This window comes from Mycobacterium sp. IS-1496 (genome assembly GCF_001499995.1).
GTDB lineage: Bacteria > Actinomycetota > Actinomycetes > Mycobacteriales > Mycobacteriaceae > Mycobacterium.
On record NZ_LQIU01000034.1, the window covers coordinates 122390 to 139177 of the forward strand.

General features: G+C 71.4%; 17 protein-coding genes. 12 read left to right on the forward strand and 5 right to left on the reverse strand.

Annotation, left to right across the window (positions count from 1 at the left end; all coding sequences use genetic code 11):
- The 7 genes from AU195_RS17640 (at position 1) to AU195_RS17670 (ending at position 6623) form a co-directional block, all read left to right on the forward strand.
- A complete protein-coding gene (locus AU195_RS17640) occupies positions 1–369 on the forward strand; it encodes a YraN family protein (RefSeq protein ID WP_059160343.1) in 369 nt (122 codons plus the stop codon).
- Positions 369–1880 (forward strand): YifB family Mg chelatase-like AAA ATPase, encoded by a 1512-nt coding sequence (locus AU195_RS17645; protein ID WP_059160344.1) that lies wholly within the window; start codon positions 369–371, stop codon positions 1878–1880. The genes AU195_RS17640 and AU195_RS17645 overlap by 1 nt, the downstream gene beginning before the upstream one ends.
- Positions 1877–3007 (forward strand): DNA-processing protein DprA, encoded by a 1131-nt coding sequence (gene dprA, locus AU195_RS17650; protein WP_059160345.1) that lies wholly within the window; start codon positions 1877–1879, stop codon positions 3005–3007. Before AU195_RS17645 ends, dprA begins: the two co-directional genes overlap by 4 nt.
- 61 nt (positions 3008–3068) lie before the next feature.
- Positions 3069–3929 (forward strand): siderophore-interacting protein, encoded by an 861-nt coding sequence (locus AU195_RS17655; RefSeq protein WP_059160346.1) that lies wholly within the window; start codon positions 3069–3071, stop codon positions 3927–3929.
- Positions 3930–3980: 51 nt separating this feature from the next.
- Positions 3981–5141, forward strand: a complete 1161-nt coding sequence (locus tag AU195_RS17660) for a lactate 2-monooxygenase (protein ID WP_059160347.1) — start codon at positions 3981–3983, stop codon at positions 5139–5141.
- A gap of 31 nt (positions 5142–5172) precedes the next feature.
- Entirely contained in the window at positions 5173–6075 is a 903-nt protein-coding gene (locus AU195_RS17665; RefSeq protein ID WP_059160348.1) for a tyrosine recombinase XerC, read from the forward strand.
- Positions 6076–6275: 200 nt separating this feature from the next.
- Positions 6276–6623 carry a hypothetical protein gene (locus tag AU195_RS17670; protein ID WP_157531171.1) on the forward strand — a complete coding sequence of 116 codons (348 nt, stop codon included), beginning with the start codon at positions 6276–6278 and terminating at the stop codon, positions 6621–6623.
- Between the two features lie 106 nt (positions 6624–6729).
- Here the strand turns inward: AU195_RS17670 and AU195_RS26240 are convergent, their stop codons facing one another.
- Both AU195_RS26240 and AU195_RS17680 read right to left on the reverse strand, forming a co-directional pair.
- Positions 6730–7050 (reverse strand): hypothetical protein, encoded by a 321-nt coding sequence (locus tag AU195_RS26240; protein ID WP_059160350.1) that lies wholly within the window; start codon positions 7048–7050, stop codon positions 6730–6732.
- 67 nt (positions 7051–7117) lie between these two features.
- Positions 7118–7624, reverse strand: coding sequence for a M23 family metallopeptidase (locus AU195_RS17680; RefSeq protein ID WP_059160351.1), 507 nt, complete (start codon positions 7622–7624; stop codon positions 7118–7120).
- A gap of 276 nt (positions 7625–7900) precedes the next feature.
- Between AU195_RS17680 and rpsB the strand changes: the two genes are divergently transcribed.
- The 3 genes from rpsB to AU195_RS17695 all read left to right on the forward strand — a co-directional run bounded on the left by rpsB (position 7901) and on the right by AU195_RS17695 (position 11100).
- On the forward strand, positions 7901–8767 hold the full coding sequence (gene rpsB, locus AU195_RS17685) for a 30S ribosomal protein S2 (RefSeq protein WP_059160443.1): 867 nt from the start codon (positions 7901–7903) through the stop codon (positions 8765–8767).
- Between the two features lie 11 nt (positions 8768–8778).
- Complete coding sequence (gene tsf / locus AU195_RS17690; RefSeq protein WP_059160352.1) at positions 8779–9594, forward strand: translation elongation factor Ts; 816 nt, start codon at positions 8779–8781, stop codon at positions 9592–9594.
- A 99-nt stretch (positions 9595–9693) separates the two neighbouring features.
- On the forward strand, positions 9694–11100 hold the full coding sequence (locus AU195_RS17695; RefSeq protein ID WP_059160353.1) for an amidase: 1407 nt from the start codon (positions 9694–9696) through the stop codon (positions 11098–11100).
- 8 nt (positions 11101–11108) lie between these two features.
- Here the strand turns inward: AU195_RS17695 and AU195_RS17700 are convergent, their stop codons facing one another.
- On the reverse strand, positions 11109–12659 hold the full coding sequence (locus AU195_RS17700; RefSeq protein ID WP_286149317.1) for an FAD-dependent oxidoreductase: 1551 nt from the start codon (positions 12657–12659) through the stop codon (positions 11109–11111).
- Complete coding sequence (locus tag AU195_RS17705; RefSeq protein ID WP_286149319.1) at positions 12656–13465, reverse strand: carotenoid biosynthesis protein; 810 nt, start codon at positions 13463–13465, stop codon at positions 12656–12658. The genes AU195_RS17700 and AU195_RS17705 overlap by 4 nt, the downstream gene beginning before the upstream one ends.
- Positions 13466–13527: 62 nt before the next feature.
- On the opposite strand from AU195_RS17705, the gene AU195_RS17710 reads away from it, so the two are divergent.
- Together AU195_RS17710 and AU195_RS17715 are read left to right on the forward strand one after the other, a co-directional pair.
- Positions 13528–14646, forward strand: a complete 1119-nt coding sequence (locus AU195_RS17710) for a glycosyltransferase family 2 protein (protein WP_059160355.1) — start codon at positions 13528–13530, stop codon at positions 14644–14646.
- A complete protein-coding gene (locus tag AU195_RS17715) occupies positions 14643–16187 on the forward strand; it encodes a phytoene desaturase family protein (RefSeq protein ID WP_082703103.1) in 1545 nt (514 codons plus the stop codon). The genes AU195_RS17710 and AU195_RS17715 overlap by 4 nt, the downstream gene beginning before the upstream one ends.
- Here AU195_RS17715 and AU195_RS17720 read toward each other — a convergent pair.
- Positions 16096–16773, reverse strand: a complete 678-nt coding sequence (locus tag AU195_RS17720; protein WP_216636393.1) for a CDP-alcohol phosphatidyltransferase family protein — start codon at positions 16771–16773, stop codon at positions 16096–16098. The genes AU195_RS17715 and AU195_RS17720 overlap by 92 nt on opposite strands.
- Between the last annotated feature and the right edge of the window lie 15 nt (positions 16774–16788).

Sequence of the window (16788 nt, forward strand, 5' to 3'; positions counted from 1 at the left end):
ATGACTTCGTGGACACGCGCGGCGATCGGCGCGCTCGGGGAAGATTTGGCGGTCGAGCACCTGTGCTCGCTCGGTATGCGTGTGCTGGAACGCAATTGGCGCTGCCGTTACGGAGAGCTCGACGTGATCGCGGTGGACACGGCCGCGCGGGCGGTGGTTTTCGTGGAGGTCAAGACCCGCACGGGCGACGGCTTCGGCGGGCTGGCGCAGGCGGTGACGCCGCAGAAGGTGCGGCGCCTGCGCCGGCTGGCCGGGTTGTGGCTGGCCGCTCAGGACGAACACTGGGAGGCGGTGCGCATCGACGTCCTCGGGGTGCGCCTGGGCAGGCAGGCCACCCCGGAGATCACCCATCTGGCGGGGGTGGCGTGATGGCGCTGGGGCGGGCGTTCTCGGTGGCGGTGCTCGGTCTGGACGGGGTGATCGTCGAGATCGAGGCCCACATCACCTCGGGACTGCCGGGGGTGCATCTGGTGGGGTTGCCCGATGCGGCGCTGCAGGAGTCGCGGGATCGGGTGCGGGCGGCGATCACCAACTGCGGTGCCGAATGGCCGATGTCGCGGCTGACGCTGGCGCTCTCGCCCGCCACGCTGCCGAAGATGGGCTCGGTCTACGACTTGGCATTGGCCGCCGCGGTGATGTGCGCGCACGGCAAGAAGGAGTGGGAGCGGCTCGAAAAGACCCTGCTGCTGGGCGAATTGGCGCTCGACGGTCGGGTGCGGCCGGTCAAAGGGGTGCTGCCGGCGGTGCTGGCCGCCAAGCGGGAAGGCTGGCCGACCGTCGTCGTGCCGTGCGAGAACCTCGCCGAGGCGAGCCTGGTCGACGGTGTCGACGTCTTCGGTGTGCGCACGCTCGGACAGCTTCACCAGTGGCTGGCCGGTAAGGCCGACCTCGAACCGCGGATTCTCGCACCGCCGGCGGCGCCCGACGAGACGGCCGACCTCGCCGACGTCATCGGACAGACACATGCGCGCTTCGCGGTCGAGGTGGCCGCTGCGGGGGCGCACCACCTCATGCTCACCGGACCGCCCGGCGTGGGCAAGACGATGCTCGCGCAACGCCTTCCGGGCCTGTTGCCGCCGCTGTCCGAGCAGGAGTCGCTCGAGGTGACGGCGATCCACTCGGTGGCGGGTCTGCTGACCGGCGCAGCACCGCTGATCTCCCGGCCGCCGTTCGTGGCGCCGCACCAGACGTCGACCGTGGCCGCGCTGGTCGGCGGCGGGACCGGAATCGCCCGTCCCGGCGCGGTCAGCCGTGCCCACCGGGGCGTGCTGTTCCTCGACGAGTGCGCCGAACTGCGCGTGAGCGCGCTGGAAGCGCTGCGAACTCCGTTGGAGGACGGGGAGATCCGCATCGCGCGCCGCGACGGCGTCGCCCGGTATCCGGCGCGTTTCCAGCTGGTGCTGGCGGCCAATCCCTGCCCCTGCGCACGCACCGACCCGAAGGACTGCATCTGTTCGGGCGGAGTGAAACGTCGCTACCTCGGCAAGCTGTCGGGTCCGCTGCTCGACCGGGTCGATCTTCGGGTGGACATGCATCCCGTGAAGGCGGGCGCGTTCGCCCCCGAGGCGGGGGAGTCGACGGCTGTCGTGCGTGAACGCGTCGCGGCGGCCCGGGCGGCGGCGGAGCTGAGGTGGCGGCCGTACGGTATCCGCACCAACGCCGAAGTGAGCGGGCCTTTGCTGCGCAGGCGGTTCCGCCTGTCGGCCGAGGCGATGCAGCCGCTGAAGACCGCGCTCGAACGTGGCGTGCTCAGCATCCGTGGGGTCGACCGCTCGATGCGGGTCGCCTGGACGCTGGCGGATCTGGCCGGAAGGTCTTCACCGACCAAGGACGACGTCGGCGTCGCGCTGAGCTTCCGTCACGTGGAGGGTCTGCGATGAGCACCGATGTCGAGCGGGCGTGGGCATATCTGTCGCGGGTCGCCGAACCGCCGTGTCCGGAGCTCACGAACCTGGTGACGAAATACGGGCCGGTCGAGGCGGCCGCGAAGGTGCGCCGCGCAGATGTCGCGGAGCCGCTGAAACGGAAGACCGACGCCCGTCGCGAACTCGACTGTGCGCAGGACGATCTCGACGTGTTGGCGCGCATGGGTGGGCGGCTGGTCACCGCGTTCGATGACGAGTGGCCGCTGCTGAACTTCATGAAATTCGACGGCATCGACCGCAGCAACCGCTCGCAGGGGCATGCGCCGCTGGTGCTGTGGGCGGTCGGCCCCGCCGGTATGGACGAGGTTGCCGACCGGGCAGCGGCGATCGTCGGGACGCGTGCGGCCACCGCCTACGGCGAACACGTGGCGGCGGACCTGGCTGCGGGGCTGGCGATGCGCGGTGTGGCGGTGGTGTCGGGCGGCGCGTTCGGCATCGACGGCGCCGCACACCGGGCGACGCTGGCCGCCGACGGGGTGACCGTCGCCGTGGTCGCGGGCGGCGTGGACGTGCCGTACCCGGCGGGCCACGCCGCGCTGTTGAGCAGGATCCGCACCCACGGGCTGGTGCTCAGCGAATACCCACCGGGCAGCAGGCCGACCCGCAGCCGGTTCCTGACCCGCAACCGACTCGTCGCGGCGTTGTCAGGTGCCACCGTGGTGGTGGAGGCCGGTGCGAGAAGCGGTGCGGCCAACACCGCGGCGTGGGCCCGGGCGCTCGGTCGCCACGTGTGCGCCGTGCCGGGACCGGTCACCTCGGGTGCGTCGGTGGGGTGTCACCGGTTGCTCCGCGACGGCGAGGCCAATCTGGTCACCAGGCCCGAGGAGGTCATCGAGCTGGTGGGGCGGATGGGGGAGCTTCCGCCGGTCGAGGTGGGTCCGGAGTCGCCGCTCGACGCGTGCACCGACACCGAGCGACGGGTCTACGACGCCTTGCCCGGGCGGGGTGCGCGCAGCGCGGACGAGGTGGCGGTCGCCGCGGGCATCCCCGCCCACCAGGTGGTGGGGCCACTCGCCATGCTGGAGGTGGCAGGCTTGGTGGTCCATGAGGGCGGGCGCTGGAAGATCGCCAGGAGGCGGTAGGTCACCGCGCGGGCGGGCCCGCTCGTATCGTCGGGGGACAGTCGAGAGTTGGGAGGCAGTTGTGGCGGGACGACCGGTGCACAGGTTCGAAGTGGTGCGCACGGAGCAGCTGGGACCACACATGATCCGGGTGGTGCTCGGTGGCAACGGAACGAAGTCCGGCTTCGACACCTTCACGCCCAACGAGTTCGCCGATGCCTACGTCAAGCTCGTGATCGTCCCGGACAGCGTCGACGTGGCCGGGCTCCAGATGCCGCTGACCCTGGACAGCTTCAAGGAACTGCCACCGGAGAAGCAGCCGGTGGTGCGGACCTACACCGTGCGCAAGGCCGACCCGGAGCGCGGCGAGGTCACCATCGACTTCGTCGTCCACGGGGAGCACGGGGTCGCCGGTCCGTGGGCCGCGTCGGCGCAGCCGGGCCAACCGGCCTACCTCGCTGGCCCGAGCGGCGCCTACAGCCCCGATCCAGCGGCCGACTGGCATCTGCTCGCCGGCGACGAGGCCGCCCTGCCCGCCATCGGCGCCGTGCTCGAAGCGCTGCCCTCCGATGCCGTCGGCCACGTGTTCGTCGAGGTCGCGGGTCCCGGTGACGAGATTCCGCTGGCCGCGCCGGAAGGCGTCACGGTCAGCTGGGTCTACCGGGGCGGACGCGCGGATCTGGTCCCCGAGGAGGCCGCCGGCGACAACGCCCCGCTGATCACGGCGGTCAAGGAGGCGACCTGGCTGCCCGGGCAGGTGCAGGTGTTCATCCACGGTGAGGCCCAGGCCGTCATGCACAATCTGCGGCCCTACATCCGCAAGGAGCGCGGTGTGGAGGCCAAGTGGGCGTCGTCGATCTCCGGTTACTGGCGGCGCGGCCGTACCGAGGAGACGTTCCGGCAGTGGAAGGCCGAACTGGCCAAGGCCGAAGCGGCGGACTGAGCCACGCGAGTCTGCGCCCCCGCCGGTGCCGAGGCTGGCACGCTGACGGGCATGGCATTCGGCGACTACCAACTCGAGGTCTACCTGCAGGGGCTGTCCGGCATCGTGCCGAACCTGCCGATGACGTTCGCGGACTGGGAGGCCAAGGCCCAATCCGCGATGCCGCCGTCGGTGTACTCCTACGTCGCGGGCGGGGCGGGCGACGAACGCACGCAGCGGGTCAACCGCACGGCCTTCGACAACTGGGGTCTCGTGCCCCGGATGTTCCGTGCCACCCGCGAACGCGACCTGTCGGTCAACCTCTTCGGATTGTCCTTGCCCTCACCGGTTTTCATGGCCCCCATCGGGGTCATCGGTATCTGCGCGCAGGACGGGCACGGTGACCTCGCGACCGCCCGCGCCGCCGCGCGCACCGGGGTGCCGATGGTGGTGTCCACGCTCACCGAGGACCCACTCGAAGACGTCGCCGCCGAGTTCGGGGAGACGCCGGGCTTCTTCCAGCTCTACACCCCGACCGACCGGGACCTCGCCGCCAGCCTGGTGCAGCGCGCCGAGGCCGCCGGTTACAGGGGGATCATCGTCACCCTCGACACCTGGGTGCCCGGGTGGCGGCCCCGCGACCTGTCGACGTCGAACTTCCCCCAGCTCCGCGGGCGCTGCCTGGCCAACTACACCAGCGACCCGGTGTTCCGCGCGGGCCTCGCCAAGCCACCGGAGGAGGACCCGCAGGGTGCGGTGTTCAAGTGGGTGTCGCTGTTCGGCAATCCGCTGACCTGGGATGACCTGCCCTGGCTGCGTTCGCTGACCAAGCTGCCCCTGATCGTCAAGGGCATCTGCCACGCCGACGACGCCCGGCGCGCCAAAGACGAAGGCGTCGACGGCATCTACTGCTCCAACCACGGCGGCCGCCAGGCCAACGGCGGCCTGCCCGCGATCGACTGCCTGCCCGGCGTCGTCGAGGCCGCCGACGGGCTGCCGGTGCTGTTCGACTCCGGCATCCGCAGCGGCTCCGACATCGTCAAGGCGCTGGCCCTGGGCGCCACCGCGGTGGGCATCGGCCGGCCGTACGCCTACGGGTTGGCGCTCGGCGGCGTCGAGGGTGTCGTCCACGTCCTGCGCTCGCTGCTCGCCGAAGCCGACCTCACCATGGCCGTCGACGGCTATCCGACGCTGGCCGATCTCACCCCGGACACGCTGCGGCGCGTCGGCTAGACACCCGTGGCGGCTCTGCCACGGTAGGGGCGTGCAGTCCGTCCTCGACGAGTTCGACCAGTACCTCGCGCTGGAGCGGGGCCGCTCCGAGCACACCCGGCGCGCGTACCTCGGCGACCTGCGCTCCCTGTTGGCGTTCCTCGACGCGCGGACGCCCGGCGCCGACCTCACGTCGCTGACCCTGCCGGTGCTGCGCGCCTGGCTCGCCGCGCAGGCCGCCGACGGAACCGCGCGCACCACGCTGGCCCGGCGGACGTCGGCGGTGAAGACGTTCACCGCGTGGGCCGTGCGGCGCGGGCTTATGACGGGTGACCCGGCCACCCGGCTGCAGGTGCCGAAGGCGCGTCGGACGTTGCCGGCCGTGCTGCGCCGCGACCAGGCGCGTGACGCGCTCGATGCCGCGAATCTCGGTGCGCAGCAGGGTGATCCGCTCGCCCTGCGCGACCGGCTGATCGTCGAGATGCTCTACGCCACCGGGATCCGCGTCAGCGAACTGTGCGGACTGGACATCGACGACGTCGACACCTCGCGGCGGCTGCTGCGCGTACTCGGCAAGGGGGACAAGCAGCGCACCGTCCCGTTCGGCGAACCGGCCGAGAAGGCACTGCGAGCCTGGCTGACCGGCGGGCGTCCGTCGCTGGCCACACCCGAGTCGGGGCCCGCGCTGCTGCTCGGCGCGCGCGGGCGGCGCCTCGACCCGCGTCAGGCCCGCACCGTCGTGCACCAGACCGTCGGTGCGGTCGACGGTGCACCCGACATCGGCCCGCACGGTCTGCGGCACAGCGCCGCCACGCACCTGCTCGAAGGCGGCGCCGACCTGCGGATCGTGCAGGAACTGCTCGGCCATTCGACGCTCGCGACGACCCAGCTCTACACGCACGTCACCGTCGAGCGGCTGCGCGCCGTGCACGACCAGGCCCACCCTCGCGCGTGACGTCGCATGCTGCGCTGCGGGTGTCGCGCTGCGGGTGTTGCGCGAAACAGCATCCCCGCTGCCAAGACGGCGGCGGTTTCAAGGGATCGATGCAACACCCCTCTTGATCGAGGAGTGTTGCAATGGCTAAGCATTGTTCCAGTCGAAGGAGCCGTAGCTCGTCTAGAGTCACTGTTGCCAGTTCTGCCCCGGGGGTAGCTATGCCGAATACAAAGAGCGCCGACAAGCTCGGTTGTGCTGCTGCGGCAGCAGCGCTCAGTTGCACTGTCATGCTTTTGTCGGCACCACTAGCCAGCGCCGATGAACTGACCTATGCGGCGCAGGTCCGCAGCACGGTGCACGAATACATGACCTATGGGCAGTCAGCAACTCTCGGCGACTTGGCTTGCGACACCATCGCCGCCCACGGAGAGTACAACCGTGAGTGGTACTCAGGCCAAGGGCAGACTTATGCGACGATCTCCCGTGTTCAGTCGGTAATGGGGTTGGAAATGTCGATCCCGGATGTGATCGCGCTTATCGATGCAGCGGACGCCCACTTGTGCTGATGGCTAGTAGTGGCATTACCACCGTGGCGCGGTGATGCCAGGCAGTCAATATGCGGTCCGGACAACGAGGTAACCAAGTGGCCCTATGGCCCGGAACAATACGCTGTCACGTGAGAAGTACTGGTGTTCGCTGGTCGTGACCGTGATCGTCGATGACGACTCTGAGTCGCAGGAATGCCCAGCAGCACGAATGGCGACTTGAGCGGTTCGCCGACAGTTCGGGCCCAACGGCCTGAGCAACCGCATCGCGGTCATGCGCGATCCCGCACGCGACCGGTTCGACCAGGTGGTCGGCGACGGTGAGCACGTCGAAACCCGCCGACTCCACCGCGCGGGCGAACCGCCGGGTGTCCGACCCGTCGCGGGGCAGTGCGGTGGTGAGCCCGAACCGCAGCGGACGCGACCGGTGGGTGGCGCTGGCGATCATGAACTCGAGTGTCTCGCGATTTCGGCGTGATCGGTTGCGCTGAGCGCGCCGAACGACACCGAAATCGCTACGGGCGAAGCGGCAGCAACCGGACCGGCGTCGTCTCCAACAGTCCCAGCGGGTCGACGTACGCCGAGCGCGACGCGGGACCCCACATCGCCCCCCAGTGCAGGCAGGCGTCGGCGGCGCACCCGGGGTGGCCGCCCAGCGCCTCGCCGAGCACCGTGCCGGCCCGAACGGCCTGTCCCGCCCGCACCGACGGCCGCACCGGTTCGTAGCTGGTGCGCAGGCCGCCGGGGTGGGCGACCGACACCAGGGGCCGCCCGGCCAGTTCGCCGGCGAAGACCACCGTGCCGGCCTGCGCCGCGTACACGGACTGCCCGCGCGCGACGGCCAGGTCGACCCCGCGGTGGCCGCGCTGCCAGTTCGGTGTGGGCGCGTCGAACGTCCGCACCACCGCAGGGCGCGGCCGCAGCGGCCAGTCCAACCTGCCGGCGTCGGCCGCTGCCGGGTCGGCGCGCACCGGGGCCGCCAGCACCGCCGCGACCGTCATCAGCACCGCCGCCAACCGCATCGGACCAGTTCAGACGGTTTCTGCAAGAATCGCCACGGGTTCGCCGCCGCCCTGTGGAGCGGGCCTCCGCTGTGGACAAAGCACCTGTTCCGACGGTGTAAACTCCTACCTGCAGTTCGCTTCGTGCGGGCTGACTTCGCGTGTCTGCACCTCGACCGAAGAGTCGTACCGGATGCCGGCGGTCCCGTCCCAGACGGGTCCGGCACTCCAGCAGTCACCAGGGCCCAGCGTCACCCGACGCCGGGCGGCAACCGACAACAAGAGGACATGGCCATCATGGCTGTAGTAACCATGAAGCAGCTGCTCGACAGCGGCACCCACTTCGGGCACCAGACCCGTCGCTGGAATCCCAAGATGAAGCGGTTCATCTTCACCGACCGCAACGGCATCTACATCATCGATCTGCAGCAGACGCTGACCTACATCGACAAGGCGTACGAGTTCGTCAAGGAGACCGTCGCGCACGGCGGCTCGATCATGTTCGTCGGCACCAAGAAGCAGGCGCAGGAGTCCATCGCCGAAGAGGCGACCCGCGTCGGCATGCCCTATGTGAACCAGCGCTGGCTGGGCGGCATGCTCACGAACTTCTCGACCGTGCACAAGCGTCTGCAGCGCCTCAAGGAACTCGAGGCGATGGAGCAGACCGGTGGCTTCGAGGGTCGCACCAAGAAGGAAATCCTGATGCTGACCCGCGAGAAGAACAAGCTCGAGCGCAGCCTCGGTGGTATCCGGGACATGCAGAAGGTGCCCTCGGCCGTCTGGGTCGTCGACACCAACAAGGAGCACCTCGCGGTCGCCGAGGCCCGCAAGCTGAACATCCCGATCATCGCGATCCTCGACACCAACTGCGATCCCGATGTCGTCGACTACCCGATCCCGGGCAACGACGACGCGATCCGTTCCGCTGCGCTGCTCACCAAGGTCGTGGCCTCCGCGGTCGCCGAGGGCCTGCAGGCCCGGGCCGGCGGCGGTAACGGCAACAAGCCGGAGGCCGGTCAGGATGGGCCGGCCGCCGAGCCGCTTGCCGAGTGGGAGCAGGAACTGCTCGCCGGCGCGACGGCGTCGCCGACCGCGGCGGGTGCCGCACCCGGCACGCCCGAGGCGGACATCCAGACCGAACCCACCGCCCCTCAGAACCCCTAGGGAAGGCTTACATGGCGAACTACACCGCTGCCGACGTCAAGCGGCTCCGGGAGCTGACCGGCGCCGGCATGCTCGACAGCAAGAACGCGCTGGTCGAGGCCGGCGGCGACTTCGACAAGGCAGTTGAGCTGCTGCGCATCAAGGGCGCCAAGGACGTCGGCAAGCGCGCCGAGCGCGCGACCGCCGAGGGCCTGGTCGCCGCCAAGGACGGCGCACTGATAGAGCTGAACTCCGAGACCGACTTCGTCGCCAAGAACGCGGAGTTCCAGTCGGTGGCCGATCAGATCGTCGCCGCGGCGGCCGCCGCCAAGGCCGCCGACATCGACGCCCTCAAGGCCGCCAAGGTCGGCGACACCACGGTCGAGCAGGTCATCGCCGATCTGAGCGCCAAGATCGGCGAGAAGCTCGAACTGCGCCGCGTGGCCTACTTCGACGGCACCGTGGAGACCTACCTGCACAAGCGCGCCGCGGATCTGCCGCCGGCCGTGGGCGTGCTCGTGGAGTACGAGGGCGATTCGTCGGAGGCCGCGCACGCGGTCGCCCTGCAGATCGCCGCGCTCAAGGCCAAGTACCTCACCCGTGAGGACGTGCCCGAGGACGTCGTCGAAAACGAGCGGCGCATCGCCGAGGAGACGGCCCGCAACGAGGGCAAGCCCGAGCAGGCGCTGCCGAAGATCGTCGAGGGCCGGGTCACCGGTTACTACAAGGACGTCGTGCTGCTCGATCAGCCGTCGGTGTCCGACAGCAAGAAGACGGTCAAGGCCCTGCTCGACGAGGCCGGCGTCACCGTCACCCGGTTCGTCCGGTTCGAGGTCGGCCAGGCCTGACGCGCGACCAGTCGTAAGAGTGCCCCGGAACCGCCGAGTTCCGGGGCACTTTTGCAGCGGCTCGGCAGAGGGTGCGGTACGTGTTGGTACCGTCGGGTCATGACACGGATCAGCGCCTTCACCGACGACGCGCTCGCAGACCTGGACGCCGTCGGCATCGTCGAGGCCCTCCGCCTGGGGCAGGTGTCACGCGCCGACCTCGTCGAGGCGGCGATCGCGCGTACCGAAGCGGTCGACCCGGCGCTCAACGGGCTGGCCTACGAGGCGTTCGACCGGGCCAGGGCGCGGGCGGACGCACCCCGGTCCTACGGCGGCTACTTCGACGGTGTGCCGACGTTCATCAAGGACAACGTCGCCGTCGGCGACATGCCGACCATGCAGGGCACCGATGCCTGGGAGCCACGGCCCGCGGTGGCGCACGGGGACTTCGCCCGCGCGTACCTGGCGACCGGTCTGCTGACGCTGGGCAAGACGCGGTTGTCGGAGTTCGGGTTCTCCGCTTCCGCCGAACACCCGCGACTCGGTGCGGTGCGTAATCCGTGGAACACCGACCACACCGCGGGCGCCTCCTCGTCGGGTTCCGGGGCGTTCGTCGCCGCCGGTGTGGTCCCGATCGCGCACGCGAACGACGGCGGCGGGTCGATCCGAATTCCGGCTTCCTGCAACGGATTGGTCGGCCTCAAACCGTCCCGCGGCCGGCTACCGCTCGACCGCGATGTGCGCCGGATGCCGCTGCGGATCGTCGCCAACGGTGTCGTCACCCGCTCGGTCCGCGACACCGCCGCGTTCTACCGCGAGATGGAACGGGTGTACCGCAACCCCAAACTGCCGCCCATCGGCGACGTGACCGCGCCCGGCGGGAAGCGGCTGCGCATCGCGGTCTGCACCCACTCGATCGCCCGTGAGGCCGGCCTCGAGGTGCGCGAGGAGACGATGAAAACCGCTGCGCTGCTGGAGGAGCTGGGCCATCACGTCACCCCGATCGACAACCCGATCCCCGGACACTTCATGGACGACTTCCTGCTCTACTGGTCGTTTCTGTCGTTCGCGCTCGTGAGGGGTGGGCGCCGCACGTTCGGTGCCGGCTTCGACCGCACCCGCCTCGACAACCTCACGCTCGGCCTCGAAGCCCACGCCGCGCGCAACCTGCACAGGCTGCCGGCCGCCACCGCCCGGTTGGCCCGCACCCGTCGCATCACCGCGCGTCTGGCGCGTGAGCACGACGTCGTGCTGACCCCGACTCTGGCCGAGGCTCCGCCGCGGATCGGCCACCTCGACCCGACGGCGGACTACCGGCAGATCATCGATCGGTTGGTCGACTGGGTGGCGTTCACACCGCTGCAGAACGCCACCGGCGATCCGGCGATCTCGTTGCCGCTCGGTGAATCCGACCAGGGGCTGCCGATCGGCATGATGTTCGCGTCCACCGTGGGCCAGGAGAGGCGACTGCTGGAACTGGCCTACGAACTCGAGCAGGCGCGGCCCTGGCGGCGCATCCAGGACTGAAGGGCCTCTCAGCCTCGCGTTCTGCCGCCCAGGCGTGGCACCCCGGCGAGCAGTCCGCGCTGCGGGACCCCGATGACGGGCTCGGCCGCCGCGCCGAATTCGGCGAGGATGTCGTTGGCGGCGAGCACTCCGGACACCGCCGACCGCTCCATCAGTCCGGCCACGAACGGTAGTTCGACGAAGTCGCCGGCCACCCGCAGACCGCGGGCGTCGCTGCGCACGGTGGGCCGGGTGCCCGTCGACCCGGGCGGGAACGCCGGCGCCGTCGCCTCCAGAAGGTGGTGCTGGTGGACCACCACCGCATCGGCGGTCTCCGGCCACAGCGCCGCCAGCTCCTCGCGCAGCGCCCGCGCCGCCGCGTCGGCATCCGTCAATGGGCATGCGTAGGAGTGCAATTCGATCACCGAGCCGCCGGTGGAGCGGGCCCACCGCGCACTCGGTTCCTCGAGGCGTGAGTACACCGCCACCGAATCGAGCGTCGGCTGTCCGGTGACCGCGCTGAACGGTGCGCGGTCGGGCGCCACGTCGCGGTCGAGCCACAGCCTGCTCACCGCGAACGGCGGTGCCACGGTGAGCGACGCGCAACGCTGCGACAGCAACGGTGCCGCTGCGGTGGTCGCCGGGGAGTTGCCGATCAGCCTGCGCAAGGCACCCGGATCGACGGCGAGTACCACGTGCCGGCTGACCAGGTCACCCTCCCGGCTGCCGACACGCCAACCGTGCCCGTCCGGTTCGACTTCGGTGACCGGTGTGCCCGTCCGGACGACGGCGCCGAGCCGGGTCAGATACTCGCGCAACGGATGCCAGATCGCGGTCGCGTGGTCGGTGGTGGGCACGTCGAAGCCGATGCCCTCCGGGTTGCCGAGGAAGTAGTAGTGGAACATCGCGACCAACTCGGCCGCCGACAGTTCGCCCTGGTTGCAGAAAAAGGACCGGGCGAACGCCTCGAACAGCATGCTCCTGGTGCGCTCGGACATCCCCAACCGGTCGAGAAACGTTGCGGCGTCGGTGGTGTCGAGTTCGGCGACCGTGGTCTCGCGGTCGTAGGCCAGCAGCGCCCGGCCGGCGTCGGGGTCGGCGCGCATCAGGTCGCGCCGCGACAGGCTCTTGGACCGCAGCGCCAACGCCAGGAGGTTCAGCGGCGGCGCTGCAGGCAGACCGGCCAGGTTCTCGGCCGGCCACGTCGCGGAGATGACCGGGTAGCTCGGCACCGGCGCGAGGAAGGACAGGTCGGCGTCGATGCGCCGCAGCACCGATCGCCAGGTGTAGTAGTGCCGAAAGAAGGCGTGAAACCCGTGCTCGACGTTCTGTTCGCTACCGTCGGGCAGACGTTCGGGCCAGGCGCCCAGACGCCCGCCGAGGTGATCGGCCGCCTCCAGCACCGTCACGGCCACGCCGCGCTCGGCGAGCACCACCGCAGCCGAGATCCCCGCGATACCGCCGCCGACGACGATCGCCTCGGCGCCAGGGGGGACCCGGCGCGGCGCCAGCGGATCGGGCACGACCAGGCGGCGCGGCCGCATCCGCCCCGGCGCGGCCCGGCCGGCCGATGTGGTCACCCGGGCACCAGCCCGCCGTCGCGGCGCCGCCGGCCCAGCGCCACCGCGAACGGCACCGCCACCGTGCCCATCAGCAGACCGCCGACCAGTGCCGAGCCGGGCAGCCCGAAGAACACCGCGTGCCCGAGCACCGAGGAGAAGTACACCCAGAGGTACAACGCGGCGGCCGGCGCCGACGGCGCAGGCTCCCTCGGCAGCGCCCGATTCAACAACGCCATGATCGCCGTCGACACCATCAGCCACCCCAGGTAGTTCGTCCAGGGGATGTCCGGGATGAGGGGCAGGCCCGGGACGGTGGCGAACCATGTCCAGTGGCCGGCGGCGACCATCTGCGGGTCGAGGAAGACGTCCCACACGGTGAGCGCCACCGCGCCCAGCGCGACGACCGCGGCCGGCCGTACGGCCAGCGTCCTGGCCACCACCAGCGCGGGCCAGGCCATCATCACCCAGGCCAGCGGGACGACGACCGGCACGCCGAACAGTTCCGGGCCGAGTGTGCCGGTGTAGGCGTACGGCCCGAACGGCCATCCGGTGGCCACCCCGACCGCCTCGGCGGCCAGGCCGCCGCCGCCTGCCACCGCCACCAGGGCGGCCGCACCGGCCACACCGTGCAGCCGCGCGGCGTCGGCGACCGCCGCGACGAAGAAGACCACCACGCTCGCCACCGTCACCTCGGTGCGCCATGCGTCAGGCATCAGCGGGTAGGCGATCTGCACCAGGATGGCGGCCGCCACCAGCGTCCACACCACCGCCGTTCGGCGCACCGGCGCGACGGGCACGGCCAACGCCACGGTGTGTACCTCCACTTCTGCAACGCTGCCAGAACGCCGCCTGCGCGGGCGGAACGTGACTTCGTAGAGTTTCCAAGGTGCCCGATGATCGCTTCGCCGAAACGTCGCGCGCACTCGTCGTCATCGGTTCGTCACTCGCCTGCGTGGGCACGCTGCACCAGCTGGTCAACCTCCGCCTGCTGCGGCGCCCGCCCGACGATCCACCACCGGTGCCGGCGAGGGTGTCGATCCTGGTTCCGGCGCGCGACGAAGCGCACCGCATCGCGCCGACGATCCGCTCCCTGCTCGCGCAGCGGGGCCTGTCCGACGCGGAGATCCTCGTACTCGACGACCGCTCGACCGACGGCACCGCCGACGTCGTGCGCCGGACCGCCGGGCCCGGGTCGGGCGTGACCGTACTGGCCGGCGCCGAGCCCCCGCCGGGATGGCTCGGCAAACCGCACGCCTGCGCGCAGCTGGCCGCCGCGGCACGAGGGGAGATCCTCGTGTTCGTCGACGCCGACGTCGTGCTCGCCCCGCATGCGGTGGCCGCCGCGATCGCCGTGCTGCGCGGACCGCGGCCGCTGGATCTGCTCTCGCCGTGGCCGCACCAGATCACCGCCGGTGTCGCCGGCCGACTGGTGCAACCGCTGCTGGCGTGGTCCTGGCTCACCACGCTTCCCCTGCGTCTGGCCGAGCGTTCGCGGCGTCCGTCCATGGCCGCGGCCAACGGCCAGTTCCTGGTGGTCGAGGCCGGCGCGCTGGCCGGCGCCGACGGGTGGGGGTCGGTGGCGGGTGCGGTGCTCGACGACATCTCGCTCGCGAGGGCGGTGCGCGTCTCCGGTGGCCGGACGGGGCTCGCCGACGGCTCGCGACTGGCGACGTGCCGGATGTACGCGACCGGCCGTGAACTACGCGACGGGTACCGCAAGTCGCTGTGGACGGCGTTCGGCTCCCCGCTGGGTGCGCTCGCGGTCGGCGCCATGCTGACGGTGGTCTACGTCGTGCCCGCGGCCGCCGCTGTGGCCGGCTCACGCGTCGGTGCGCTCGGCTACGCCGCCGCCGTGGTGGGCCGCGCCCTTGCGACGCCGTGGTGCGGTCGGCGCTGGGATGCGGTCGCGCACCCGGTGTCGGTGCTGACGCTGCTGGCGCTGCTGGTGTCGTCATGGATCGGTCAGATTCGCGGCACCCTGCAGTGGAAAGGCCGCAAGGTATGAGCACGGTGGCGGTCATCGGCGCGGGTCTGGGCGGGCTCGCCGCCGCGGCGCGCCTCGGCGCGGCCGGCCACCGCGTCACGGTCTACGAGAGCGCGAGCGCCGTCGGCGGGAAACTCGGTGTCCTCGAACGTGACGGCTTCACGTTCGACACCGGACCGTCGCTGCTGACCATGCCCGGCTTGCTCGAGCAGCTGTTCCTCGACACCGGCGGCCCGGCCGATCTCCCGCTCGCCCCCGTCGACCCGGCGTGCGCCTACGTCTTCGCCGACGGCACCCGACTCGACCTGCCCTTCGACCGCACGCGGGTTCCCGCGGCGTTCGACGCGGCCTTCGGCGCCGGCGCCGGCGAATCATGGCGACGCCTGCACACCCGCTCCCGGCGGCTGTGGCACCTGGTCGGTGAGCCGGTGCTGCGGCGACCGGTGTCGCTGCCCGCGCTGGCCCGGATGGCTGTGAATCCGGCTGACCTCCTGACTGTCGCGCCGTGGCAGAGCATCGACGGGCTGGGCCGCCGGATGCTGACCGATCCGCGAATGCGGATGTGGCTCAACCGGTATGCGACCTACTCCGGCTCCGACCCACGCCGCACCCCGGCGGTGCTGTCGGTGACGGCGTTCGTCGAGCAGGAGTTCGGCGCCTGGTACGTGCCGGGTGGGCTTCGCCGCATCGTCGAGGCGATCGAACAGCGCTGCACCGCACTCGGGGTCGAGATCCACACCGGCGCCGCGGTCGACGCGGTGACGGTGTCGGACGGGCGCGCGACGGGGGTGCGGGTGGACGGGGTCGAGGTCCGCGCCGACGCGGTGGTCAGCAATGCCGACGCCGGGGTGCTCTACGACCGTCTGCTGCCGCCACGTGCCGGCGGGGCGTTGCGGCGGCGACTGCGCGGGCGGTCACCGTCGATGGCGGGCTTCGTGGTGCTGCTCGGCCTGTCCGGGCGGCGGCCGGGTCCGGCGCACCGGATCTACTTCCCGCGCGACTACGCCGCCGAGTTCGACGCGATCTTCGGGCGCGCACCGCGCCCCGTGCCCGACCCGACCATCTACGTGCACGCACCGGACGACCCGGCGCTGCGCCCCGACGACGATTCGGAGAACTGGTTCGTGCTCGTCAACGCACCCGCACACAACCCGGCAGGCGGCGTCGACTGGGACGCTCCCGGCCTTCGCGAGCACTACACCCACCGTGTGCTCGACCTGCTGGCCGAACGCGGCGCCGACGTTCGCGACCGGATCCGGGTCGTCGACGTCATCACCCCCGCCGACCTGGAACGCCGCACCGGCGCGCCCGGCGGAACGATCTACGGCACCGCGTCGCACGGACCGCGCGCCGCGCTGCGCCGCCCGGCCAACCGCAGCCGTCTGCCCGGGCTCTACCTGGTCGGCGGCTCGGCGCATCCGGGCGGCGGCATCCCGCTGGTGCTGATGTCGGCCGAGATCGTCGCCGGTCTCATGGAGCCCGCGGGAAGCGCGGCGGTGTCGAGCGCCGCACCCCGACCGCCAGATGAACCATCCCGACGACGCCGATCGCCGTCCACGTGACCGCGAACGTGGTGCCCCAGCCCCATCCGAGCAGCGGCAGGCCGGCCGGGAAGGCCGCTGCCCCGCCCGCCGCCAACGCGACGACGATCAGCCGGGTCGGTCGCTCCGCGACGGTCACCGCGCCGACCCCCGGCATGCCGACCGCCTGGGCGCGCGAGCGGATGTACTCGTGGAGCAGGACCAGCACGACCGCCGCGGCCGCCTCGTCCGGCGGCGCGCCGAGCGCCACCAACACCGCGCCGAGCAGCACATCGCCGATCCGGTCGGCAACCGCGTCGACGATCGCGCCCAGCGGCCGGGCCCGTCCCGTGCGCAGCGCGACCGCACCGTCGAGGGTGTCGAGCACTCCCGCGCCCACGATCAGCGGCACCGCGAGCCACGGCCACCCGGCCCCGGCGACCGCGGCCAGCGCCCCGGCCAGCACCAGCACCCCCGCGGCCGACAGCAGGTCGGGAGGCACCCGCAGCACCGGCCCGGCGGCCAGCGCCCCCACCACCCGCAGCCAGCCGCGCGCCACGCCCGACGGCTGGAGGCCGTCGTGCAGTGCGGACCAGCCGTCGTCGTCGGCCGGGGGTCGTGGGCTCACGGCATCAGCCTGCCA